We start from the raw sequence: 21,562 nt of genomic DNA, 5'->3' as shown, positions 1-21,562 counted from the left end.
CCGTGCGCCTCCCCCGGGTCAGCTCCATGCAAAAAGCCGCGCAATGCGCGGCTTTTTGCATGCTCGGCTGTGGGCAAGACCGGGGCGAATTAGATCTTCACCGAACTCATGTACTGGTTAAACGGGTACTCGGAGAAGCGGTTCCACAGGATCTGGTCACGCTGGAAGGCGCGCATGTCCTGGCTAATCTTCTTGAACTCGGGCGACTTGGCTTCGTGTTCGGCAAACACCTCCATGGAAGCCTTGAAACCGGCGTCCATCACCGCCTTCGGGAAAGCTTTGAGCTGGGTCTTCTCGGCCACGAGCTTTTTCAGCGCGATCGGATTCCAGGCATCGTACTTGGCCGTCATGTCGCGCGCAGCCACGATGGTCGCTGCGTCGAGGATGGCCTTGTTCTCGTCCGACAACTTGGCGTAGGCCTTGTTGTTGATGAAGAACTCGAGGTCGGCGCCGCCTTCCCACCAGCCGGGATAGTAGTAGAAGGGAGCCACCTTGTTGAAGCCCAGCTTCGCGTCGTCGTAGGGACCGACGAACTCGGAGGCGTCCAGCGTGCCTTTTTCCAGCGCCTGGTAAATATCACCGGCGGGCATGTTCTGCGCCACCACGCCCAGCTTGGCCATGGCCTCGCCGAACAGTCCGCCACCGAGGCGCATCTTCAGGCCCTTGAGGTCGGCCACGGACTTGATTTCCTTGCGGTACCAGCCACCCATCTGGGTGCCGGTATTGCCAGCGCTGGCGGTGCGGAAGTTGTACTGGGCAAAAAAGGCGTCGAGCAGCTTGCGGCCATTGCCATACTGCTTCCAGGAATCGTTCTGGCGCGCGGTCAGGCCGAAGGGCACGGCGCAGCTGAAAGCAAAAATCGGGTTCTTGCCGGTGAAATAGTAGGCAGCCGTCTGCGCCATCTCAATCGTGTCACCCTGCAGCGCATCCACCACGCCAAAGGCGGGCATCAGCTCGCCGGCCGGGTGAACCGAGATTTCAAACTTGCCGCCCGACATCGCCTTGACCGTCTTGGAGAGCGTTTCAGCGCTGCCGAAGATGGTGTCCAGGGATTTGGGGAAGCTGGACGCCAGGCGCCAGCGAACTGCGGCCTGTGCATGCACTGCAGGCGCGACACCGGCAGCCAGCACACCGGCAATGCCGGCGTTTTTAATGAGTGAGCGACGATCCATGAATACTTTCTCCTGAAAAATGTCCGAACTTTTAATCCTGCTTTGAGGAGCCGAATCGTTGCACAGCTCGTCATGACGCGATGGTGACGACGAAGCGCAGCGACGGGCACCACGTTTGCATTTTCTCAGCTTTATGGTGGCTGCCTACCCGTTATTACCCATGGACGAAAAAAAACCGCGCAGCAAGAGTCGGTCTTCAAAAAATCAGGGCCGCGCGTTCAGGCGGCCCATGATTCCGGTGCGTTGCGGCCGCTCAGGCCGCGAACTTGAGCACTGGCAAAGCGCCAAAGCGCGCGCGAATCGACGCCTCGATTCCTCCAGCATCCAGCCCCTGCAAGGCCAGCAATTGGGCGTGATCACCATGCTCGATGAACTCGTCCTTCAAGCCCAGTTGCAGCAGCGGTTTGATCACGCCAGCGGCTTGCAGCGTTTCACTCACCGCACTGCCCGCACCGCCCATGATGGCGCCCTCTTCCACTGTCACCAAGGCGTCATGGCTTGCGGCTATTTTCAGCAGCAGCGCCGTGTCCAGCGGCTTGGCCCAGCGCATGTTGACAACCGTGGCACCCAGTTTTTCAGCGGCCTGCAACGCGGGGTAAAGCAGCGTGCCAAAAGCCAGAATGGCGATGCCCGCGCCCTCGCGGCGGACTTCGCCCTTGCCGAATGGCAGCGACTGCAAACCAGCCTCCGGCGCCACCCCGGCGCCGGCGCCGCGAGGATAGCGCACGGCCACCGGGTGGTTTTGCTCAAAGGCCGATGTCAGCAGCTTGCGGCATTCGTTTTCATCGGCCGGGCAGGCCAAGCTCATGTTGGGAATGCAGCGCAGAAAGGGAATGTCGTAGGCGCCCGCATGGGTGGCGCCGTCGGCCCCGACCAGGCCGGCCCGGTCCAGCGCAAACACCACCGGCAGGTTTTGCAGCGCCACGTCGTGAATCAACTGGTCATAGCCGCGCTGCAAGAAGGTCGAGTAAATCGCCACCACGGGCTTGAGCCCTTCACAGGCCATGCCGGCGGCAAACGTCACCGCATGCTGCTCGGCAATACCGACGTCATGGTAGCGGCCCGGAAAGCGCTGGTGAAACTCCACCATGCCCGAGCCTTCGCGCATGGCGGGCGTGATGCCGACCAGCCGGATGTCTTGCTCGGCCATGTCGCAAAGCCAGCGGCCAAACACCTGGGTGAAGGTCTGCTTGGCGGGTGCAGTCGATTTTTGCAGGCCCATGGCCGGGTCGAACTTGCCGGGGCCGTGGTAGGCAATCGGGTCGGCTTCGGCCAGCTTGTAGCCCTGGCCTTTTTTGGTGACGACGTGCAAAAACTGCGGCCCCTTGAGGTGCTTGATATTCTCCAGCGTGGGAATCAGCGACTCCAGGTCGTGGCCGTCAATCGGGCCGATGTAGTTGAAGCCGAAATTTTCAAACAGCGTGGCCGGCACCACCATGCCCTTGGCATGCGCCTCCAGCCGCTTGGCCAGTTCCAGCAGCGGAGGCGCCACCTTGAGCACCTGCTTGCCGACATTTTTGGCCGATGCGTAAAAGCGTCCGCTCATCAACTGGGCCAGGTAGCGGTTCAGCGCGCCCACGGGCGGGCTGATGCTCATGTCGTTGTCGTTCAGCACCACCAGCAGCTTGCAGTCGTCGTGCACGCCGGCGTTGTTCAGCGCTTCAAACGCCATGCCGGCGCTCATGGAGCCGTCCCCAATGATGGCCACGGCGTGCCGGTCTTCGCCCTTTTGATGGGAGGCCAGCGCCATTCCCAGCGCCGCCGAAATCGAGGTGGACGAATGGGCCGTGCCGAAGGTGTCGTAGACGCTTTCATCGCGCCGCGGAAAGCCCGACAGCCCGCCAAACTGGCGCAGCGTGCGCATGCGCTCGCGCCGGCCCGTGAGGATTTTGTGCGGGTAGGTCTGGTGGCCCACATCCCAGACCAGCCGGTCATCGGGCGTGTTGAACACATAGTGCAACGCCACCGTCAGTTCCACCGTGCCCAGGTTGGAGCTCAAATGCCCACCCGTCTTGGACACGCTGTCGATCACAAAGGCGCGCAGCTCGTCGGCCAGCGCCTTGAGTTGGGGACGGGGCAAGCGCCGCAGGTCGGCGGGGCTGTTGATGGTTTCAAGCAATTTGTACATCGTGGCGTGTTGGTTGTGACGAGGCCTGCTGGCGCGTGGCTAATGCTGGCGGTTGACCAGCATGTCGGCCAGCGCCTGCAAGGCATGGGTGTTTTCGAGCCCGCTGGCGTCAAGGCTGGCCAGCGCATGCGCCAGCAGCTGCTGTGCGTAGTCCCTGGAGGCCTGCAATCCCATCAGCGACACAAAGGTGGGCTTGTCCTGGGCGGCGTCCTTGCCGGCGGTTTTCCCCAGCGTGGCCGAGTCGGCGGTGACATCCAGAATGTCGTCGACCACCTGGAACGCCAGGCCCACTGCCGCGCCGTAATCGCGCAGCGCATTTTGTGCCGCCAGCGTGGCAGCGCCGCAAGCCGCCCCCATCATCACGCTGGCCTGCAGCAGCGCGCCGGTCTTCAGGCGGTGCATGTAGTGCAACTGGTCCGACGTCAGCGGCCGGCCGACGCTGGCCAGGTCTATCGCCTGCCCGCCCGCCATGCCCTGAAAACCCGCCGCCTGCGCCAGCATGCGGCACAGGCGCGCCTGCGTGGCCGCGGCAACCGACGCGTCCTCTGGGGTGAGCAGCTCGAACGCCAGCGCCTGCAGCGCATCACCGGCCAGCATCGCCTGAGCCTGGCCAAACCGGACGTGCACCGTGGGCTTGCCACGGCGCAGCACGTCGTTGTCCATGCAGGGCATGTCGTCGTGAACCAGTGAATACGCATGAATCAGTTCAACCGCGCAGGCTGCGCGCAACGCGGCCTGGCCGTTACCGTTAACGGCCTCGGAGGCTGCCAGCACCAGCAGCGGGCGCAGGCGCTTGCCGCCGTCCAGCACGGCATAGCGCATGGCCTCGCACAAATCGGCAGGCGCCGGGCCCGCCGCCGGACCGGCGACCCAGAGGGACAAGGCCTGCTCCACGTTGGCCAGTTGCTGTGCGCTCCAGGCGCTCAGCGCAAAAAGGGGAAATTTTTCAGGGGCGTTCAATCGATGCTCTCTTGCGCGGTAGGTGGCGCTGACAATTCCTAAAGCTTTTACTCTTGCACCCAGGGCTTGAGCTCCGTGCCTTCCAGCACCTTGATCTGGGTTTCCACCGCTTCGAGCTTGTCCCGGCAAAACTTCAGCAGTTGCGCGCCGCGCTGGTAACCGGTCAGCAACTGGTCCAGCGGCAACTGGCCCGACTCCAGGCTGGCCACCAGCGCTTCGAGCTCCTGCAGTGCGGCTTCGTAGGTGGCAGGCAACGCCGGGGTGGATGCGGATGAAGTAGAACTTTTAGCCATGGTTATTTAAAGTGAGGGCTGATTTTAGGCCGTTGCGGGGATCGCCGGCGCTGCGCGGGCTTGCCGCCCCATTATGGAGTGGCCCTCTGACAGGCCCCCGACAGCCGGGCCGCGCAGGTACACTCGGTCAAAATCTTCTCCGGCCGCCCGTCCTTCTTCGCCTGAAGCGGGCTGGCACTGAAAAAGCTTGAGGTATTGCTTACCCATGCAGGCTGCCCGTTCAGCCTGATTGTTCATCGTCCCAACCCACTGCCTCCAAAGCCTGCTGCGGCGGCCTGTTCACTTACTTCGCATGCCTGATCCAAGCCTTCGTTTACTGCAGGCCACCAGCCAGCTCCCGATCTCCAGCTATTTTGATGCCGGCCTCTACCAGCGGGAGCAGCAAAAGCTGTTTGCGCGCGGGCCGCGTTACCTGGGCCACGAACTGGCCGTGCCCAACCTGGGCGACTACTACGCGCTGGCCCACGAAGGGGATGGCCGTGCGCTGGTGCGCAACGCCTCGGGCATCGAGCTGATCTCCAACGTTTGCCGCCATCGCCAGTCGACCATGCTGCAGGGCCGCGGCAACACCGGCAGCAACATTGTTTGCCCCTTGCACCGCTGGACCTACAACACCTCGGGCGAGTTGATAGGTGCGCCGCACTTCCTGGTGGACCCCTGCCTGAACCTGAACCGCTACAAGACCACAAGCTGGAACGGCCTGATTTTTGAGGACAATGGCCGCGACATTGCCGCCGAAATGGCGTCTTTGGGCCAGAACACCGGCCACATGGCCGACCTGGACTTTGCCGGCTATCAGCTCGACAAGGTGCATTTTCACGAATGCAACTACAACTGGAAAACCTTCATCGAGGTCTACCTGGAGGACTACCACGTCGGCCCGTTCCACCCCGGGCTGGGCGGCTTTGTCACTACCGACGACCTGCGCTGGGACTTGAGCCCGCACTATTCGGTGCAGACCGTGGGCGTGTCCGACAAGCTGGGCAAGCCCGGCACCGACACCTACAAGAAGTGGCATGACGTGGTGCTGCAATACCGCAAGGGCGCGCCCCCCAAATACGGCGCGATCTGGCTCACCTATTACCCGCATGTGATGGTGGAGTGGTATCCGCACACGCTGGTGGTCAGCACGCTGCACCCGCAGGGACCCGACAAGACCCTCAATGTGGTGGAGTTTTTCTACCCCGAGGAAATCTGCGCCTTCGAGCGCGAGTTCATTGAAGCGCAGCAGGCCGCCTACATGGAAACCTGCGTCGAAGACGACGAACTCGCGCTGCGCATGGACGCCGGCCGCAAGGCGCTGATGCTGCGCGGTGACAACGAGTTTGGCCCGTACCAGAGCCCCATGGAAGACGGCATGCAGCACTTTCACGAGTGGTATCGCCGTGAAATGGGCGCCAGCAAAACCACGCAAATGATCTAGCACCCAAGACTCGCTATATATTTAATAGCAGAAAATATCGAATAGTAAACGGCTAGAACCACTTTTAACTTGAAAAATTCCGCGCGATGCAAGCTGTCTGGATGCTTCTTTCCTCCTTCTTCTTTGCCTCCATGGGGGTGGTGGTCAAGATAGCTTCCGGGTATTTCAACAGCGCCGAGCTGGTTTTTTACCGGGGCGTGGTGGGCATTGTGCTGATGGCCGCTTATGCGCACGTGTGCGGCACCTCCCTGCGCACCGCCTTGCCAGCCATGCACGCCTGGCGCAGCGTCATTGGCGTGGTGTCGCTGTCGGCCTGGTTTTACGCGATTGCCCACCTGCCGCTGGCCACCGCCATGACGCTCAACTACATGAGCAGCGTCTGGATTGCCGCTTTTCTGGTGGGCGGCGCGCTGATGCTGGGAAAATCCGGCCAAAAAGGACCGAGCCAGGGGCCGCTGGTGCTGGCTATTTTGTCCAGCTTTGCCGGTGTCGTGATGCTGCTGCGACCCGCCATGGACCAGAACCAGATGTTTGCCGGCCTGATCGGGCTGATGTCGGGCCTGGGCGCCGCCTTTGCCTATATGCAGGTCATGGCCATTTCACGCATGGGCGAGCCTGAAACGCGCACTGTTTTTTACTTTGCCGTCGGCACCGCCGTGGCCGGTGCGCTCGGTATGCTGTTCACGGGCCTGTCGCCCTGGAGCTGGCGGCACGCGCTGTGGCTGCCGCCGCTGGGCCTGCTGGCCGCACTGGGCCAGCTGTGCATGACGCGCGCCTATGCCATGTCCAAAAATCACAGCGCCACACTGATGGTGGCCAACCTGCAGTACGCCGGCATTGTTTTTTCAGCCCTGTATGGCCTGCTGGTATTTGGCGACAATATCCCGCTGCTGGGCTGGGCCGGCATGGCGCTCATCATCGTCAGCGCCATTGCCGCCACCGTACTGCGGGCACGCGCCGCACCGAATGCCCCCGCCGAAGAACACTGAGCCGCGACCCAAGGATCCCAAGATGACCTACACCACCCTGATTTCCGCCGAACAGTTGCAGGCGCTGATGGCCAGCGGCCAGCCTTTGCGCGTGTTTGACTGCAGCTTTGAGCTGATGCAGCCGCATGCCGGCAAGCAGCAGTTTCTGGCGTCCCACATTCCTGGCGCCGTTTACGCGGACCTGGACACTGCGCTCAGCGCCAGGCACGGCATCAATCCATCGAAAATCGGCGCCGAAAGCGTGATCCCGGCCACCGGCATCGACGCCCCCGCGTCAGGCGGTCGCCATCCGCTGCCCACGCGCGAGAAATTTGCCATCTGGCTTTCCAGCGTCGGTTTTTCCAACGACATGCAGGCCGTGGTCTATGACCGAAACGGCGCCAACTACTGCGGCCGCCTGTGGTGGATGCTCAAGTGGGCCGGCCACCGCAACGTGGCGGTGCTGGATGGCGGACTGCAGGCCTGGCAAGCCGCAGGCGGCGCTGTGGCCCGGGGCGAAGAGCCGGCCCACTTCCAGGCCAGCTTCATGCTGGCGCCGCCGCTGGCCACGCTGATCGATGCCGACACCATTTCCCGCCAGCTCGGGCGGCCGGCCCAGACACTGGTGGATGCGCGCGCCGCGCCGCGCTTCAGGGGGGAGGTCGAGCCGCTGGACCCGGTGGCGGGCCATATTCCCGGCGCGCTCAACCGTCCTTTCGTTGAAAACATAGGGTCCGACGGCAAGTTCAAACCCGCAGCGCAGCTCAAAGCCGAGTTCGAGGCCCTGCTGGGCGGGCGCGATCCTGCCTCCGTGGTGCACCACTGCGGCAGCGGCGTCAGCGCCGTGCCCAACCTGATCGCCATGGAAGTCGCCGGCCTGGGGCCCACGGCGCTGTATGCCGGCAGCTGGAGCGACTGGTGCAGCGACCCGGGGCGGCCGGTGGAGAAAGGCTAGACAAGAAGAAGCCCACGCCCTGGCGTGATCCAGCACGTTAAAACGCGTCCGTCCATGTATCCAAACGACCATCAACTATGCTGAACAGCGCCTCCGAGTTTTCCAGATCGGCTGGTTTGCAGGCTGAAGATCTGACGCAAAAGCGTTCCTTTCTCATGATCCGGTCGTTGGTGCTGCTGCTGCTGGTTTTGCAGCTGCTGATGCTGCTGCTGCTGATTGTGAGCGCAGCCCTGGGCGTATCGGTGGTGCACAAAAGCGCCAGCCAGCAAATCGTCATTGTGACGGTCTCCCTGCTGGTCACGGGCCTGGCGTACAGCCTGCTGCGCCGCGGCTTTTATGACGGCGCCTGCTACCTGCTGATTTTTTCCCTGATCGCCCGCTCTGCCGCAAGCATCATCGCCTACGGCTCGACACGCAGCGCCATGGTGATGGGCTTTGCAGCGGCCGTGGTGCTGGCCGGCATGACACTGGGAAAAAGAGCGCTGGTGATGACGGTGACGCTCTGCGCAACCACGCTGGCGGCACTGACATGGGCCGAAAAATCCGGCTGGCTTGGCACACCGGATTTCAGCGTGGACCCGGCCTCGTGGATGGTCCACACGCTGATACTGAGCGGCATCGCCGTCGGCGTCTACGCCAGCCGCCAGCTGATCGTGCGGGCAATGCATGAGCAACAAGCCGAACTGAAACGACGCGAGCAGGCCGAGTATGCGCTGCGCCTCAGTGAAGACCGGTACAGCCGCATCTTTCGCAGCAGCCCGGCCGCCATCATCGTACAAGCGCTCGAGGACATGACCGTGCTGGACGTCAACCCCGCATTCGAGCGTCTTTATGACTATTCGCGTGACGAATTCATAGGGGGTACCGACGCGGTGTTGTGGGACAAGCCCGAGACCCGCAAGGCGTTGCAGCGCAAGATGGCCGAGGCTGGCCGCGTGATCAATCTCCCGATAGAGACGCTGGCCAAGGATGGCCGACGGCTCAGTGTCCTGCTCTCAAGCGAGATCGAGGGCGTCGGCCCGGAGCGCATCGTGGTGTCCACCATCACCGACGCCACCGCTGAAACCCAGGCCCGGCAGGCGGCACGCCAGTCGGCCGAGCTGTTTTCAAAGGCATTTGATTTCAGCCCCATCAACATGACCATCACGCGGGTTGCCGACGGGAAATTCCTGGCCGTCAATGCCGCCAAGGACCGGGTGCAGGGCCTGAGCGCTGCGGAACTGATTGGCCGCACCTCGGTGGAGATGGGTGCCTGGCGCGATGAGGCCGCGCGCCAGCAGTTCATCAGCAAGCTGCGCACGCAAAGCCAGGTGGAAGGCCTCGAAACGCAGATGCGCCACAAGGACGGCAGCATGATCGACTGCCGGATGTGGGCGGTGATTGTGGAGATCGGGGGCGAGCCCTGTGTGCTGAGTTCCACCATCAACACCACCGAGCAAAAACGCCGGGAAGCCCTCCTGGTGGACATGGCCAAAGGCCTGTCGGCAGAAACCAGTGAAGCCTTCTTTCGCTCTGTGGTGCAAAACCTGGGCAAGGCGTTGGGCGCCGATCTGGTGATGCTGGGCGAGATGTCGGGCGACCACAGCGTCATCTCGCTATCCATGCTCCAGGACGGCGTGCTGCAACCCAACATCAGCTACGCGCTGTCCGGCACGCCCTGCAACATCGCCCTCGAACAGGGCGACCTGTGTACCTATGACGACGGTGTGCAACAGCTGTTTCCGCAAGACCAATTCCTGGCGGATGGCGGCTACGAGGCCTACGCGGGCGCGGCGCTGCGCGATGCGGACGGCACCGCCATCGGCATCGTCAACGCCTTGTGGCGCAAAGCCCAGCCCCCGTCACCAGACCGCAATGCGCTGATGCAGATTTTTGCCAGCCGCACCACCGCGGAACTCATGCGGCTGCGGCGCGACCGCGAGATCCAGCGGCTGAACGAAACACTGGAGCAACGCGTCGCCGAGCGCACCGAACAACTCCAGGCCACCAATGCGGAGCTCGAATCCTTCAGCTACTCGGTATCGCACGACCTGCAGTCGCCACTGCGCAGCATTGAAGGCTTCAGCGTGCTGCTGGCACGCAGGCTCAAAGGCCGGCTGAGTGAAGAGGAAGAGCGCCTGTTCGACCGTGTCCGGGTCAACGTCGTGCGAATGCACGAATTGATCCATGACCTGCTGGCGTTGGCGCAGGTCAGCAAGGGCAAGCTGGTGCCAGAGCCCGTCGATCTCAGCGGGCTCGCGCAGCAGGTCGTCGAGCAGCAGCGGCTGCGCGATCCGCAGCGCCAGGTCCAAATCAGTATTGAGCCCGGCGTCAGCGCCCACTGCGACAGCAAGCTCGCCCGCATCATTCTGGAAAACCTGATTGGCAACGCCTGGAAATACTCACGCGAGCGCAGCGATGCGCACATCGGCTTCGGCGTCCTGGCTGACCACGAGGACGGACGCAAGATGCTGTTTGTGCGCGACAACGGTGCCGGCTTCAACATGGCCTACTCCGACAACCTGTTCAAGCCCTTTCACAGACTGCACCAGGACGAGGAATTCGAAGGCAGCGGCATTGGTCTGGCGACCGTGCACCGCATTCTGGAACGCCACGGCGGCACGATACGCGGCGAGTCCATCGAAGGCGCGGGCGCCTGCTTTTACTTCTCGTTCAACCCGCGCTCACCCATGGTTGCATGAACCGGATTTTCACCAAAGACTGGTGCTACCATCCACTGAAACTGGTTTCACAAATCACGGCTAATTCTGCCGTACCCGCACCCATTTCCTTGCGCCCGCACAGATGCCCGCCAAAAAATTGACGCAACCCGCTGCCCGCGCCACCATCGCCGACGTTGCGCGCGAGGCCGGCGTCTCCAAAGCCACCGTATCGCGCTTCCTGAACCACCGCGACAAGCTGCTCACGCCCGAGATCGCCACCCGGGTGGAAGTCGCCATTGCCGCGCTGGCCTACAGCCCTAGCCCGATGGCGCAGGCACTCAAGCGCGGCCGCTCGCGGCTGATTGGCCTGGTGGTGGCCGACGTGACCAATCCGTTTTCGGTGGCGGTGCTGCGCGGCGCCGAAAAAGCCTGCCAGCAAGCCGGTTACCTGCTGATGCTGTTCAATCTGGGCAACGACAGCCGGCGCGAGCGTGAAGCCATCGAAGCACTGGCCGCCTACCAGGTGGAGGGCTTTATCCTGAACACGCTGGGCCATGATGCCGGCGCCGCCGCGGACGCCGCGCGCCACGGCAAGCCCGTGGTGCTGGTGGACCGGCGCCATGCCGGGATGCAGGCCGACTTTGTTTCGCTCGACAACGCAGGCGCGGTGCGGCTGGGCGCCCGCCACCTGGTAGAGGCCGGCTACCGCGAACTGCTGTTTGTGTCGGAGCCTATCAGTGCCGTGAGCTCGCGCATGGAGCGCGAGGCGGCCTTTCACAGCTTCATCCGCGAATCGGCCGCAGACCCGGACCGCACGCCCGGCCTGCATGGCGAGACGTTTGAAGCGCCGCAAGAAGACACCGAAGGCCTGGACAACGCACTGCGCCGCTTGCGCCAGCGTGCTGGCGCCCGCCCGCCGGGCGTGATCTCCAGCAACGCCGTGGTCACCTTGCGGGTGGTGGCCGCCATGGCACGACTGGGCTGGCGCTTTGGCGCCGACCTGGGGCTGGTGGGCTTTGACGAAACCGAGTGGTCGCCCTATGTAGGCCCGGGCCTGAGCACCATCGCCCAGCCGACCGACGAACTGGGCCGGCTCGCCGCAGGCTGCCTGATCGAGCGCCTCAAGGGGCTGGACCTGCCGCCGCGCCAGATTCTGCTGTCGGGCCGGCTGGTGCCGCGCGGATCGTCCGCCTTTCCCCTGGCCTCCTCCGGCTCGACCTAGGGTTTTCCATGATGACAGCGCACGCAGGGCTGGTTTTATAATTGACTGAAACCGGTTTCATAGTTGCCCCGAAAAAGCCTCGCCGAAGCCCCTGCCTCAAAAAATTTTGTACCCGTAACCGTGATTCAAACCAGGGGCGCCGACCCGGCATCCCGACCCGCACCCCGCCATGAACTACACATTTCAATTCGGTGACGTCTTTGCAGCCTGGCCGCTGCTGCTCAAAGGCACGTTGAACACGCTCCAGCTGTCGCTGCTGGCCATGCTGTTCGGGCTGGTGCTGGCGATTTTTTGCGCCTGGGGCAAGACCGCCGGGCCCCGTCCGCTGCGCCTGCTGATCAACGCCTACATCGAGCTGATCCGCAACACGCCCTTCCTGGTGCAGCTGTTCTTTTTCTTTTTCGCGCTGCCCGCGCTGGGTTTGCGCTGGTCGGCCTACACCGCGGCCCTGATCGCCATGGTGATCAACCTGGGCGCGTATGCCACCGAGATCATTCGCGCCGGGATTGAATCGATTCCCAAGGGGCAGATTGAAGCGGGCCTGGCACTCAACCTCAAGCGCTACGAAATATTCCGCTTTGTGATCCTGAAACCCGCGCTGCGCGCCGTCTACCCGGCGCTCACCAGCCAGTTCATTTTGCTGATGCTCAGCTCTGCCGTGGTGTCGGCCATTTCAGCCGAGGACCTGACCTCGGTCGCCGCCAACCTGCAGTCGCAAACCTTTCGCAGCTTTGAGATCTACATCGTCGTCGCCGGCATCTATTTGCTGCTGGCACTTTCCTTTTCAGCGCTGTTCCGGGTGATCTTCCGGCTCAGCCTCAACTACCCGGACCGTCGGTAATGCGTACCTTTGGCTTTCCCGAATTTCTGTTCATCCTTGAAGCGGCCAAGTGGACCGTGGCGCTGTCAATGATCGCCTTCATTGGCGGCGCGATAGGCGGCCTGGTCATCGCGCTGAGCCGCACCTCCGACAACGCCGCAGCGCGTGTGCTGTCGGGCGGCTTTATCCAGATTTTCCAGGGCACGCCGCTGCTGCTGCAGCTGTTCCTGGTGTTTTTTGGCGCGCCGGTGCTGGGCTTTGACATCAACCCCTGGGTGGCGGCGGGCGTGGCGCTGATTTTGAACAGCAGCGCCTTCCTGGGCGAAATCTGGCGCGGCTGCATTCAGGCCGTTCCCGGCGGCCAGGTCGAGGCGGCGCAGGCGCTCAGCCTGTCGTACTTCTACCGGATGCGCGACATCGTGCTGCCGCAGGCCTTCAAGATTGCGCTGGCGCCCACCGTGGGCTACATGGTGCAGATCATCAAGGGCACCTCGCTGGCGGCCATCATTGGTTTTGCCGAAATCACCCGCACCGGGCAGATCATCAACAACGCCACCTTCCAGCCGCTCATCGTGTTCAGCGTGGTCGCCGCGATCTACTTTGCGCTGTGCTGGCCGCTGTCTTTTCTGGCCGCGCGCATGGAGCGCCGGCATGCCGCAGCGCTGGCCCGCTGAGCAGCCCCCCCCATTTTCACCCTGCACTTTTTCACCACCAACCGGAGACTTCACATGATCAAGCATCTGCAACGCCGCGTATTCACGGGCACTGCCCTGGCCCTGGGTCTGGCTGCCACCTTGTCAGCCTGGGCGCCCGCCGCCAGTGCCCAGTCAGTGGCAGACATCAAGAAAAAAGGCGAGCTGACCATCGGCATGCTGGTGGACTTTCCGCCCTACGGCACCATCAACAGCAGCAACCAGCCTGACGGCTACGACGCCGATGTGGCGCGCCTGCTGGCCAAGGACTTGGGGCTAAAGCTCAACCTGGTGCCCGTGACCGGCCCCAACCGCATCCCCTTCCTGCTGACCAACAAGGTTGATCTGCTGGTCGCCTCGCTGGCCGTCACGCCTGAGCGCGCCAAGCAGGTCCAGTTCTCCAAGCCCTATGCCGCCGCCAGCATCGTGGTCTACGGCGACAAGAAGGCCGGCATCAAAACCGCCGCCGACCTGAAGGGAAAACGCGTGGGTGTTGCCCGCGCCAGCACGCAAGATGTGGCGCTGACGGCCGTGGCGCCTGAGGGCACCGAGATCCGCCGCTTCGACGACGACGCATCGGCCATGCAGGCCTTGATGTCTGGCCAGGTGGACGCGATCGGCTGCTCGACCACGGTGGCCGCGCAGATTGAAAAGCGCGCGCCGGCCAACAGCTTTGAAAACAAGTTTTTGCTGCGCCAGCAGGTCATGGCCGTGGCCATGCGCCCCGGCCAGTCCGAGTTGCTGAAAACCGTGGACGACTTCGTGGCCCGCAACACGGCCAACGGCGAGCTCAACAAGCTGTACCGCAAGTGGCTCGAAACCGACCTGCCAAAACTGCAGTAAGCCCCGACACCCCCATACCCCGACGCACCACGGTGATTTCATGACAGACGCAATCCATTCCCCCACCCCGGCAGACACCGGCGCCGAACCTATCATCCGCATTGACGCGGTGGACAAATGGTATGGCAAGTTCCAGGTGCTGACCAACATCAACCTGAACGTCGTGGCCGGGGAACGGATAGTGGTCTGCGGGCCGTCGGGCTCGGGCAAGTCCACGCTGATCCGCTGCATCAACCGGCTGGAAACCGTGCAGAAAGGCCGCATCGTGGTCGACGGCATCGACCTGACGGCCGGCGGCAAAAACGTCGATTCAGTGCGCCAGGAAGTCGGCATGGTGTTCCAGCAGTTCAACCTGTTTCCGCACCTGACGATTTTGCAGAACTGCATGCTGGCGCCCATGCGCTCGCGCGGCCTGAGCCCGGAAGAAGCCGAAACCATCGCGATGAAATACCTGACGCGGGTGCGCATTCCCGAGCAGGCCAGGAAATACCCGAGCCAGCTGTCGGGCGGCCAGCAGCAGCGCGTGGCAATTGCCAGAGCCCTGTGCATGACGCCCAAGATCATGCTGTTTGACGAGCCCACCTCGGCGCTTGACCCCGAAATGGTCAAGGAAGTGCTGGACACCATGATCAGCCTGGCCGACGACGGCATGACCATGCTGTGCGTGACCCACGAAATGGGTTTTGCCCGCAGCGTGGCCGACCGCGTGATCTTCATGGCCGAAGGCAAGATCATCGAGCAGGCACCGCCACAGCAGTTCTTCAGCAACCCGCAGCATGAAACCACCCGCAATTTCCTGGGCCAGATTCTGAATTCGCAACATGCCCACTGACGTTATAGCCACCACGGCCGCGCCGCCCATCCTGATTTCCCTGACGGCGTTTGGCGCCGCCGAGGTGCGCCGCCACGGCCAGCGCTGGTTTACCGAGCTCAGCCATGCGGCCGGCGCCGAGGGGGTGGAAGTGCGCAGCGAACTGCTGGTCGATGCGACCAGCGAACTCCCGGCGATTGCCCGGACCGTGCGCAGCGCCGGCCTGCGCGTGGTGTATTCGAGCGCCGACGACCTCTGGGCCGCCGACGGCACGCTGGATACTGCCGCACTGGAAGGCGCGCTGGCCGCCGCCAGGGCGCTGGGCGCACCCCGGCTGAAAATGGCGATGGGCGGCTTCGGCCCGGCGTCCCACCACACGCTCGCAGCATTGCAGGACCAGCTGGACGCGGCCAAGGTCGAGCTGGTGATCGAGAACGACCAGACGCCGGCCGCCGGCACCTTGCCCGCATTGCAAGACTTCTTCAGCGTCGCCAATGGCCAGGGGGTTTTCCTGGGCATGACCTTCGACATGGGCAACTGGCACTGGACCGGCGAATGCCCGCTGCAGGCCGCCAGCGCGCTGGCGCCGCAGGTGCGCTACGTGCACTGCAAGGGCGTGCAGCGCCAGCCGCAGCGCTGGGTTGCCGTGCCGCTGGCCGAATCGAGTGCGCCCTGGCGCGCCGTGCTGCGCGCCCTGCCGGCCGATGTGCCCTGGGCGATTGAATACCCGCTGATAGGCGACGACCTGCTCGCGGTGACACGCCGGGAAATCGACCAGTTGCGCAGCGTCGCCGCCAGCATGGCAGGCCGCGCTTGCCTTTCTACCTGAATCACCACAAGAGAATTTTATGACCCGCGCCCTGGACGTGATCACCTTTGGCGAAGCCATGATGCTGCTGGTCGCCGACCGGCCCGGCCCGCTGGAACAGGCCGAAACCTTCTTCAAGCGCACCGCCGGCGCTGAAACCAATGTCGCCATCGGCCTGGCGCGGCTGGGCCTGAAGGTGGGCTGGGGCAGCCGCCTGGGCACCGATTCCATGGGCCGCTATTTGCTGGCCGCGATGAAACAAGAAGGCATCGACTGCTCGCACGTCGTATCCGATCCATCGCAAAAAACCGGCTTCCAGTTCAAGGGCAAGGTGCTTGATGGCAGCGACCCGCAGGTTGAATACCACCGCCAGGGTTCGGCCGCCAGCCACATGAGCGCGGCCGACATTGACCAGGCCTGGCTGCTGTCGGCCCGGCACCTGCATGCCACCGGCGTGTTTGCGGCCATTTCGGCCAGCACCCTGCCCGCCGCCCGCACCACCATGGACCTGATGCGTGCCGCCGGCCGCAGCGTGTCGTTCGACCCCAACCTGCGCCCCACGCTGTGGGCCAGCCCCGAACTGATGCGCCAAGCCATCAACGACCTGGCCACGCGCGCCGACTGGGTGCTGCCCGGCCTGGAAGAAGGCCGGTTTTTGACCGGTGAGACCACGGCCGAAGGCATTGCCCGCTTTTACCGCGAGCGCGGCGCCCAGCTGGTCGTCGTCAAGCTGGGCGCGCAGGGGGCTTACTTCGACAGCACCACCGCCGGCTGCGGCCATGTTCCCGGCTTTGCGGTGGACCAGGTGATTGACACCGTGGGCGCAGGCGACGGTTTTGCGGTCGGCGTGATCAGCGCCCTACTTGATGGCTTGGGCGTTGCCGAGGCGGTCAAGCGCGGCGCCTGGATTGGCGCACGCGCGGTGCAGGTGCTGGGCGACAGCGAAGGCCTGCCGACCCGCGCCGAGCTTGAAGCGGCGGGGCTGTAAGCGATGCGCACCGCCATCCGCAAAAAAGTACTGGTCTTTCGCGAACTGCCGCCCGACCAGCTGGCCCGCCTGCAGGCGCAGCATGACGTTACCCTTGCCAACCCGCGCCTGCCCGAGCAGCTGCCCGCCTTCGAGGCCGCGCTGGCCACGGCCGAAGGCATGATCGGCTCCAGCTACCCCATCGGCGAAGCGCTGCTGGCCCGGGCACCGCAGCTCAGGGTGATCTCCAGCGTGTCGGTCGGCGTCGACAACTACGCCCTGGACGCCCTGGCGGCGCGCGGCATTGTGCTGTGCCACACACCCGGCGTGCTGACCGAAACCACCGCGGACACCATCTTTTCCCTCATCATGGCCACCAGCCGACGTCTGGTCGAGCTGGCCAGCCATGTGCGCGAAGGCCGCTGGAGCCGCAACATCGGCGAAGACCTGTTTGGCTGGGATGTGCATGGCAAGACCCTGGGCATTCTGGGCTTTGGCCGCATCGGCCAGGCCGTGGCCCGGCGCGCGGCGCTGGGCTTTGGCATGCCGGTGCTGTACCACAGCCGTCGCCCGGTAGACCTGGCCACCGCCTCGCCCGAACTGGTGGGCAAAGCCACCCACACGCCGCTCGATGAGCTGCTCCAGCGCGCCGACATCGTCGCGGCCGTGCTGCCCCTGTCCGATGAAACGCGCGGCCTGATGGGCGAGCGCGCGTTTGGGCTGATGAAGCCGGGCGCCATTTTCATCAACGGCGCGCGCGGCGCCATCGTGCAGGAAACCGCCCTGCTCCGTGCCTTGGACCACGGCACCCTGCGCGCCGCCGGCCTGGACGTATTCGCCACCGAACCGCTGCCGCTGGATTCGCCCTTGCGCAGCCACCCCAAGGTCACCGCCCTGCCGCACATCGGTTCGGCCACGGTTGAGACGCGCCACGCCATGGCCGTGCTGGCGACCAGCAACTTGCTGCAGGCCCTGGCGGGCGAGCGGCCGGCCGCCGTGTTCGATGCGGCGGCGATGTAGCCCTCTGGCTACGCCACCGTTCAAGTCTCTTCAGGCTTTGGCGGGCGCGGAATCTTCTTGAACTTGATCAGCCGGTTGGTTTCGATCTTGTCTTTCTTGACCTGCCGCTCGGCGTCCAGCTTTTGCCCCGCCGCAAGCCACTGGGCAAACTCTTCGGGCGTTTCCAGCGTGATGCGGCCGGTGGTGGCGGCGCGAAATTCGTAGATCACGATTTCAGCGGCCTTTTGCAGGTTGATGCGGCCCTTGGTCAGCACCGCACCGCGCTTGCGGCCAATGTTTTCCAGCAGTTCTTCATCGGTAATGCCGGGCGGCACCTCGACCTTGTAGCGCGCCTGCAGCAAGCCCGGGTAGGCCTTGATCAGGTAGTCGAGCAGTTCCAGCGCCACTTCCTCTTCTTCAAAGGCGTTGCGGCCAATGGCGCCGCTGGCGGCCAGGTTGTAGCCGCTTTTGGCGACGATGATGCGCGGCCACAGCATGCCGGGCGTGTCCCACAGATAAAACCCGTCGGCCAGCACAATGCGCTGCTCCAGCTTGGTCACGCCGGCCTCGTCGCCGGTCTTGGTCACGCGCTTGCCGGTCAGCGTGTTGATCAGCGTCGATTTGCCGACGTTGGGAATGCCGCAAATCAGCACGCGCATCGGCTTGACCATGCTGCCGCGCATGGGCGCCAGCGCATGGCAGGCTTCGATCAGGGCCTTGGCCGGCGTCGTCATGCTGGCGTCCAGCCCGATGGCCCGGGTGCCGGGCAGGCTGTTGTAGTGGGCCAGCCAGAGCGCGGTGCGCGCCGGGTCGGCCAGGTCCTGCTTGTTCAGCACCTTGAGCGCGGGCTTGGCCCCCGTGAGTTCGGCCAGCATCGGGTTGGCGCTGGAGCCGGGCAGGCGCGCATCGAGCAGCTCGATCACGACATCAATTTCCTTGATGCGCTCCTGAATTGCTTTTTTGGTCAAATGCATGTGACCCGGAAACCATTGAATAGCCATCTCTGAACGTTCTTTCTTTACTTTTTGCACTGCACGAGCACGGATTGTGAACGCTCTGGCCGCCTGAAAACCGGCCCGCGCCTATCCTCTGTGCACACAGGTCGCCGGGATGAAGGAAAATTGCGCCAAGCGGACTTGAAAAACGCGGCGTCAAGCTGCAAGCCCATCACCTCATCACCCCCTACGGATTGACTACCTCATGCCTTTACCCGAAGCCCCCACCCGCAGACCCAACAACCCGGCCAGCCGCCAGGCCGACAACAAAGCCAACAACGACGTGCTGATCAAGGGGATCTTGTGCATCCTGATCGGCCTGGGCGTGGTGGTGTCGCCCTATTTCATCACGTCACCGGGCATGCAGGGCATTGTGGCCAATACCGCGGTCGTCGGCTGGTTTTCGCTGGTGCTGGGATGCGGGTTCATCGGCGTGTACATCAAGCGGCGCCTGGCAGCCTCCAAAAAACCGTAAGTTCGCAAGCCAGGGCCCATGCCAGACGTTTCCACCGACCGAAAAGCCGCGCTGGCGCTCATGCACAACTTGCAGCAGCGCGCCCAAGCTGCCAGCGTGGCCCTGCGACCGCCACCGCCGGAACCCACCACCTGCTGCGGCCGCGGCTGCAACGGCTGTGTCTGGGAAGGCTACTACAGCGCGGTGGCCTACTGGCGCGAAGATGCGCTGCGCCAGCTGCCCGCCTGAATTGCTATAAATAAAATAGCTAAAATCTCCCGTAAAACCTGGGCTACAGGCCTTTTTTATTTAAATTTTAACGGGATCTCAGGCATGTATGGCCTTGGGGGCCGGCACGCCCAGGCGCTCGGCCGACACATACTGCTGGCGGTAAACCTCAAAGGGCATGGTGTCCGACGCTTCAATCTGCTTTTGCGCCTGGATCGACGCCTCGGTCATCGCCGTGAAGCGGGCCAACTGCTGGTCTGACAAGGGCAATTTTTCCAGTTCAAGATGCGTTTTTTCGGACTGGGCACGGGCAAACTGGACAAAGGAGTTGTCAAAGTCCTGCGCCATGGCCGCCAGCACGCGGGCAGATGGCAAGGTGCTGGCGTCCCGCAACCCAGCCTGGGCTGCGGCCAGCGTCTCGCTGTACTGCGTACCGCCATGCACGGCGTCCAGCGCGGCGGCAATCGGCGCGAACTCGGCCACCAACTCGGTGCCCCACACCGTCAGAGGCACTTCACTACCGCCGCGCTGCAAACGCAGGCCAGGCTGGCGGCCGCACTCGGCCGTCTGGTGCTGGTTGTGCTTGAGTTCGGTGATCTCCTGCGGCGTGTCGTCAGGGCTCTCGCTGAGCAGGCAGTGCAGCAAAAACACATCGATGAAGCGCATGGTTTGCGCATTGATGCCCACGGTCTCGAACGGGTCCAGGTCCATCAACCGCACTTCCACGTATTCCACGCCGCGCTCGCGCAGCGCGTGCAGCGGGCGCTCACCCTGGCGGATCACGCGCTTGGGCCGAATGGTGCCGTAAAACTCGTTTTCAATCTGCAGCAGCGTGGTGGCCAGCTGGTTGTAGTCGCCGCCCGGGTTGCGGATGCCGACTTTTTCATACGGCGGGTAAGGCCGCGTCAGCGCATCCTGCAAGGAAGCGCCGTAACCTTCCAGGCTGTTGTAGCTGACGGCCAGCGAGGCCTGCGCATCGCTCTGGTAGCCCAGCCGTCCCATGCGCAGCGAGGTGCCGTGCGGCATGTACATGGTGCTTTCGGCCAGCGGCTGCAACGCGTGCTGGCGGCCGGCGACAAAAGTAGAGCACACGGACGGCGATGCGCCAAACAGGTAGAGCAGCAAAAACGCGTGACGGCGGAAATTGCGGATCAGCGCAAAGTACTGCTCGCTCGTCACGCCGGGCAGCGACCAGTTGTAGTGGATGCCCGAAATGGTCTGCATGCGCCGGCCATAGCGGTGGCTCAGGCCCATGCGGTAGACGCTTTTGGCGCGCCCGACGTTGGACGCGCCGAAGCGGGCAATCGGAATGGTCTCGTCGGTCGGCAAATCACAGGGCATGCTGGAGACCCAGAGCATTTCGTCGCCCATGTCCTTCATGGCGCGGTAGGTGAACTGGTGCAATTGCGTGAGTTCTTCCAGCGCGGCCTCGGGGCTGGCGTGCACGTCCGTCACCAGTTCGACCTGGGACTCGCTGAAGTCGGTGGTGATGTGCGGGTGCGTCAGGGCTGAGCCGAGCGCGGCCGGATGCGGCGTCAGTGCCAGGGCGCCGCTGGGCTGGGCGCGCAGGCTTTCCTTTTCGATACCGCGGCGCATGCCCTTGAGCCGGTCCGGAGTCAGCGCTTTCAGGCGGTCCTGCAAAAGCGCGCCCGCAGGCGCATGCAACTTGGTCATTTCGTCGTTCCCAGATTCTTGAAGTGGCGTGGAAGGTATCACAGGCCAGCCGTTTGCGCTGACGCCAAGGGCCTTGCCTGCATGGCGCGCTGGAGTCTGCCAGGGACTGCGCGCATTGGAGTGGCAGGCCTGACTGCTGCTGCCTTGATCATACAAGGCAGTTTTAGCCCCCGGACACGCCCGAAGGGCCTGAGAAAGAAACTGGACTTGACTTGCCAGGCGGGCTCAACGACGATAAAAAGTGTTTTACGATCTGCACGAGCCGCCTGCCACGCAAGGCAAGGCAAATGGAATTTCCGACGAATTGGACTTTATGCGCCTGTGCCCCTTACTCATGGAGGCTCAAACGAATTATGAAATTGATACAAAAAATCTTCAGCAGGCCCACACCCGATGCAACGGCACCTGCACCTGCACCTGCACCTGCACCTGCACCTGCACCTGCACCTGCATCTGCATCTGCACCAACGCTGCCCCCTAAAGCCGAAAACCCGCACGACAACCCCCC

20 protein-coding genes are annotated in these 21,562 nt (G+C 63.6%); 14 read left to right on the top strand and 6 right to left on the bottom strand.

Annotated elements, in window-relative coordinates; all coding sequences use genetic code 11:
* Positions 1-89 precede the first annotated feature (89 nt).
* The 4 genes from IV091_RS01425 to IV091_RS01410 form a co-directional block, all read right to left on the bottom strand.
* Complete coding sequence (locus IV091_RS01425) at positions 90-1,172, bottom strand: ABC transporter substrate-binding protein (RefSeq protein ID WP_293464219.1); 1,083 nt, start codon at positions 1,170-1,172, stop codon at positions 90-92.
* Positions 1,173-1,425: 253 nt separating this feature from the next.
* Positions 1,426-3,300: a 1-deoxy-D-xylulose-5-phosphate synthase gene (gene dxs / locus IV091_RS01420; RefSeq protein ID WP_293464217.1), complete on the bottom strand. Its 1,875-nt coding sequence runs from the start codon at positions 3,298-3,300 to the stop codon at positions 1,426-1,428.
* Positions 3,301-3,339: 39 nt separating this feature from the next.
* Positions 3,340-4,260, bottom strand: a complete 921-nt coding sequence (locus IV091_RS01415; protein ID WP_293464215.1) for a polyprenyl synthetase family protein — start codon at positions 4,258-4,260, stop codon at positions 3,340-3,342.
* Between the two features lie 47 nt (positions 4,261-4,307).
* Positions 4,308-4,553: an exodeoxyribonuclease VII small subunit gene (locus IV091_RS01410; RefSeq protein ID WP_293464213.1), complete on the bottom strand. Its 246-nt coding sequence runs from the start codon at positions 4,551-4,553 to the stop codon at positions 4,308-4,310.
* A gap of 292 nt (positions 4,554-4,845) precedes the next feature.
* On the opposite strand from IV091_RS01410, the gene IV091_RS01405 reads away from it, so the two are divergent.
* From IV091_RS01405 to IV091_RS01350, 12 genes are all read left to right on the top strand, one after another.
* Positions 4,846-5,976 carry an aromatic ring-hydroxylating dioxygenase subunit alpha gene (locus IV091_RS01405; RefSeq protein ID WP_293464211.1) on the top strand — a complete coding sequence of 377 codons (1,131 nt, stop codon included), beginning with the start codon at positions 4,846-4,848 and terminating at the stop codon, positions 5,974-5,976.
* A gap of 86 nt (positions 5,977-6,062) precedes the next feature.
* Positions 6,063-6,965, top strand: a complete 903-nt coding sequence (locus IV091_RS01400) for a DMT family transporter (protein ID WP_293464209.1) — start codon at positions 6,063-6,065, stop codon at positions 6,963-6,965.
* A gap of 22 nt (positions 6,966-6,987) precedes the next feature.
* A complete protein-coding gene (locus tag IV091_RS01395; protein ID WP_293464207.1) occupies positions 6,988-7,899 on the top strand; it encodes a sulfurtransferase in 912 nt (303 codons plus the stop codon).
* Positions 7,900-8,054: 155 nt separating this feature from the next.
* Positions 8,055-10,580, top strand: coding sequence for a PAS domain S-box protein (locus IV091_RS01390; RefSeq protein ID WP_293464206.1), 2,526 nt, complete (start codon positions 8,055-8,057; stop codon positions 10,578-10,580).
* Between the two features lie 103 nt (positions 10,581-10,683).
* Complete coding sequence (locus tag IV091_RS01385; RefSeq protein WP_293464204.1) at positions 10,684-11,763, top strand: LacI family DNA-binding transcriptional regulator; 1,080 nt, start codon at positions 10,684-10,686, stop codon at positions 11,761-11,763.
* 169 nt (positions 11,764-11,932) lie between these two features.
* The gene (locus IV091_RS01380; protein ID WP_293464202.1) at positions 11,933-12,604 is read left to right on the top strand and encodes an amino acid ABC transporter permease; all 672 of its coding nucleotides are present in this window, start codon (positions 11,933-11,935) and stop codon (positions 12,602-12,604) included.
* Complete coding sequence (locus IV091_RS01375) at positions 12,604-13,257, top strand: amino acid ABC transporter permease (protein ID WP_293464200.1); 654 nt, start codon at positions 12,604-12,606, stop codon at positions 13,255-13,257. Before IV091_RS01380 ends, IV091_RS01375 begins: the two co-directional genes overlap by 1 nt.
* Before the next feature lie 54 nt (positions 13,258-13,311).
* Positions 13,312-14,118, top strand: coding sequence for a transporter substrate-binding domain-containing protein (locus tag IV091_RS01370; protein ID WP_293464198.1), 807 nt, complete (start codon positions 13,312-13,314; stop codon positions 14,116-14,118).
* A 40-nt stretch (positions 14,119-14,158) separates the two neighbouring features.
* On the top strand, positions 14,159-14,950 hold the full coding sequence (locus tag IV091_RS01365; protein WP_293464196.1) for an amino acid ABC transporter ATP-binding protein: 792 nt from the start codon (positions 14,159-14,161) through the stop codon (positions 14,948-14,950).
* Entirely contained in the window at positions 14,940-15,758 is an 819-nt protein-coding gene (locus IV091_RS01360; RefSeq protein ID WP_293464194.1) for a TIM barrel protein, read from the top strand. The genes IV091_RS01365 and IV091_RS01360 overlap by 11 nt, the downstream gene beginning before the upstream one ends.
* A gap of 19 nt (positions 15,759-15,777) precedes the next feature.
* Positions 15,778-16,725: a sugar kinase gene (locus IV091_RS01355; protein WP_293464192.1), complete on the top strand. Its 948-nt coding sequence runs from the start codon at positions 15,778-15,780 to the stop codon at positions 16,723-16,725.
* A gap of 3 nt (positions 16,726-16,728) precedes the next feature.
* A complete protein-coding gene (locus tag IV091_RS01350) occupies positions 16,729-17,724 on the top strand; it encodes a D-glycerate dehydrogenase (RefSeq protein WP_293464190.1) in 996 nt (331 codons plus the stop codon).
* Between the two features lie 20 nt (positions 17,725-17,744).
* Here IV091_RS01350 and ylqF read toward each other — a convergent pair whose 3' ends face one another.
* Positions 17,745-18,704: a ribosome biogenesis GTPase YlqF gene (gene ylqF, locus IV091_RS01345; protein WP_293464189.1), complete on the bottom strand. Its 960-nt coding sequence runs from the start codon at positions 18,702-18,704 to the stop codon at positions 17,745-17,747.
* A 199-nt stretch (positions 18,705-18,903) separates the two neighbouring features.
* On the opposite strand from ylqF, the gene IV091_RS01340 reads away from it, so the two are divergent.
* Together IV091_RS01340 and IV091_RS01335 are read left to right on the top strand one after the other, a co-directional pair.
* Complete coding sequence (locus IV091_RS01340) at positions 18,904-19,173, top strand: hypothetical protein (RefSeq protein WP_293464187.1); 270 nt, start codon at positions 18,904-18,906, stop codon at positions 19,171-19,173.
* Between the two features lie 18 nt (positions 19,174-19,191).
* The gene (locus IV091_RS01335) at positions 19,192-19,401 is read left to right on the top strand and encodes an oxidoreductase-like domain-containing protein (RefSeq protein ID WP_293464185.1); all 210 of its coding nucleotides are present in this window, start codon (positions 19,192-19,194) and stop codon (positions 19,399-19,401) included.
* Between the two features lie 78 nt (positions 19,402-19,479).
* On the opposite strand, the gene gshA is transcribed toward IV091_RS01335, so the two are convergent.
* Positions 19,480-21,054: a glutamate--cysteine ligase gene (gshA, locus tag IV091_RS01330; RefSeq protein ID WP_293464183.1), complete on the bottom strand. Its 1,575-nt coding sequence runs from the start codon at positions 21,052-21,054 to the stop codon at positions 19,480-19,482.
* Between the last annotated feature and the right edge of the window lie 508 nt (positions 21,055-21,562).

The sequence above is a fragment of the Polaromonas sp. genome, from assembly GCF_018780625.1.
In the GTDB taxonomy this organism is placed as follows: domain Bacteria; phylum Pseudomonadota; class Gammaproteobacteria; order Burkholderiales; family Burkholderiaceae_C; genus Polaromonas.
This window is presented reverse-complemented; position numbering and strand designations above follow the sequence as displayed.

Coding starts and splice junctions, on each gene's coding strand:
- IV091_RS01375 (WP_293464200.1), top strand. CDS start 12,604: ATGCGTACCTTTGGCTTTCCCGAATTTCTGTTCATCCTTGAAGCGGCC.
- IV091_RS01355 (WP_293464192.1), top strand. CDS start 15,778: ATGACCCGCGCCCTGGACGTGATCACCTTTGGCGAAGCCATGATGCTG.
- IV091_RS01410 (WP_293464213.1), bottom strand. CDS start 4,553: ATGGCTAAAAGTTCTACTTCATCCGCATCCACCCCGGCGTTGCCTGCC.
- IV091_RS01380 (WP_293464202.1), top strand. CDS start 11,933: ATGAACTACACATTTCAATTCGGTGACGTCTTTGCAGCCTGGCCGCTG.
- IV091_RS01350 (WP_293464190.1), top strand. CDS start 16,729: ATGCGCACCGCCATCCGCAAAAAAGTACTGGTCTTTCGCGAACTGCCG.
- IV091_RS01385 (WP_293464204.1), top strand. CDS start 10,684: ATGCCCGCCAAAAAATTGACGCAACCCGCTGCCCGCGCCACCATCGCC.
- IV091_RS01400 (WP_293464209.1), top strand. CDS start 6,063: ATGCAAGCTGTCTGGATGCTTCTTTCCTCCTTCTTCTTTGCCTCCATG.
- IV091_RS01340 (WP_293464187.1), top strand. CDS start 18,904: ATGCCTTTACCCGAAGCCCCCACCCGCAGACCCAACAACCCGGCCAGC.
- IV091_RS01395 (WP_293464207.1), top strand. CDS start 6,988: ATGACCTACACCACCCTGATTTCCGCCGAACAGTTGCAGGCGCTGATG.
- IV091_RS01405 (WP_293464211.1), top strand. CDS start 4,846: ATGCCTGATCCAAGCCTTCGTTTACTGCAGGCCACCAGCCAGCTCCCG.
- IV091_RS01425 (WP_293464219.1), bottom strand. CDS start 1,172: ATGGATCGTCGCTCACTCATTAAAAACGCCGGCATTGCCGGTGTGCTG.
- ylqF (WP_293464189.1), bottom strand. CDS start 18,704: ATGGCTATTCAATGGTTTCCGGGTCACATGCATTTGACCAAAAAAGCA.
- IV091_RS01370 (WP_293464198.1), top strand. CDS start 13,312: ATGATCAAGCATCTGCAACGCCGCGTATTCACGGGCACTGCCCTGGCC.
- dxs (WP_293464217.1), bottom strand. CDS start 3,300: ATGTACAAATTGCTTGAAACCATCAACAGCCCCGCCGACCTGCGGCGC.
- IV091_RS01335 (WP_293464185.1), top strand. CDS start 19,192: ATGCCAGACGTTTCCACCGACCGAAAAGCCGCGCTGGCGCTCATGCAC.
- IV091_RS01365 (WP_293464196.1), top strand. CDS start 14,159: ATGACAGACGCAATCCATTCCCCCACCCCGGCAGACACCGGCGCCGAA.
- gshA (WP_293464183.1), bottom strand. CDS start 21,054: ATGACCAAGTTGCATGCGCCTGCGGGCGCGCTTTTGCAGGACCGCCTG.
- IV091_RS01390 (WP_293464206.1), top strand. CDS start 8,055: ATGATCCGGTCGTTGGTGCTGCTGCTGCTGGTTTTGCAGCTGCTGATG.
- IV091_RS01360 (WP_293464194.1), top strand. CDS start 14,940: ATGCCCACTGACGTTATAGCCACCACGGCCGCGCCGCCCATCCTGATT.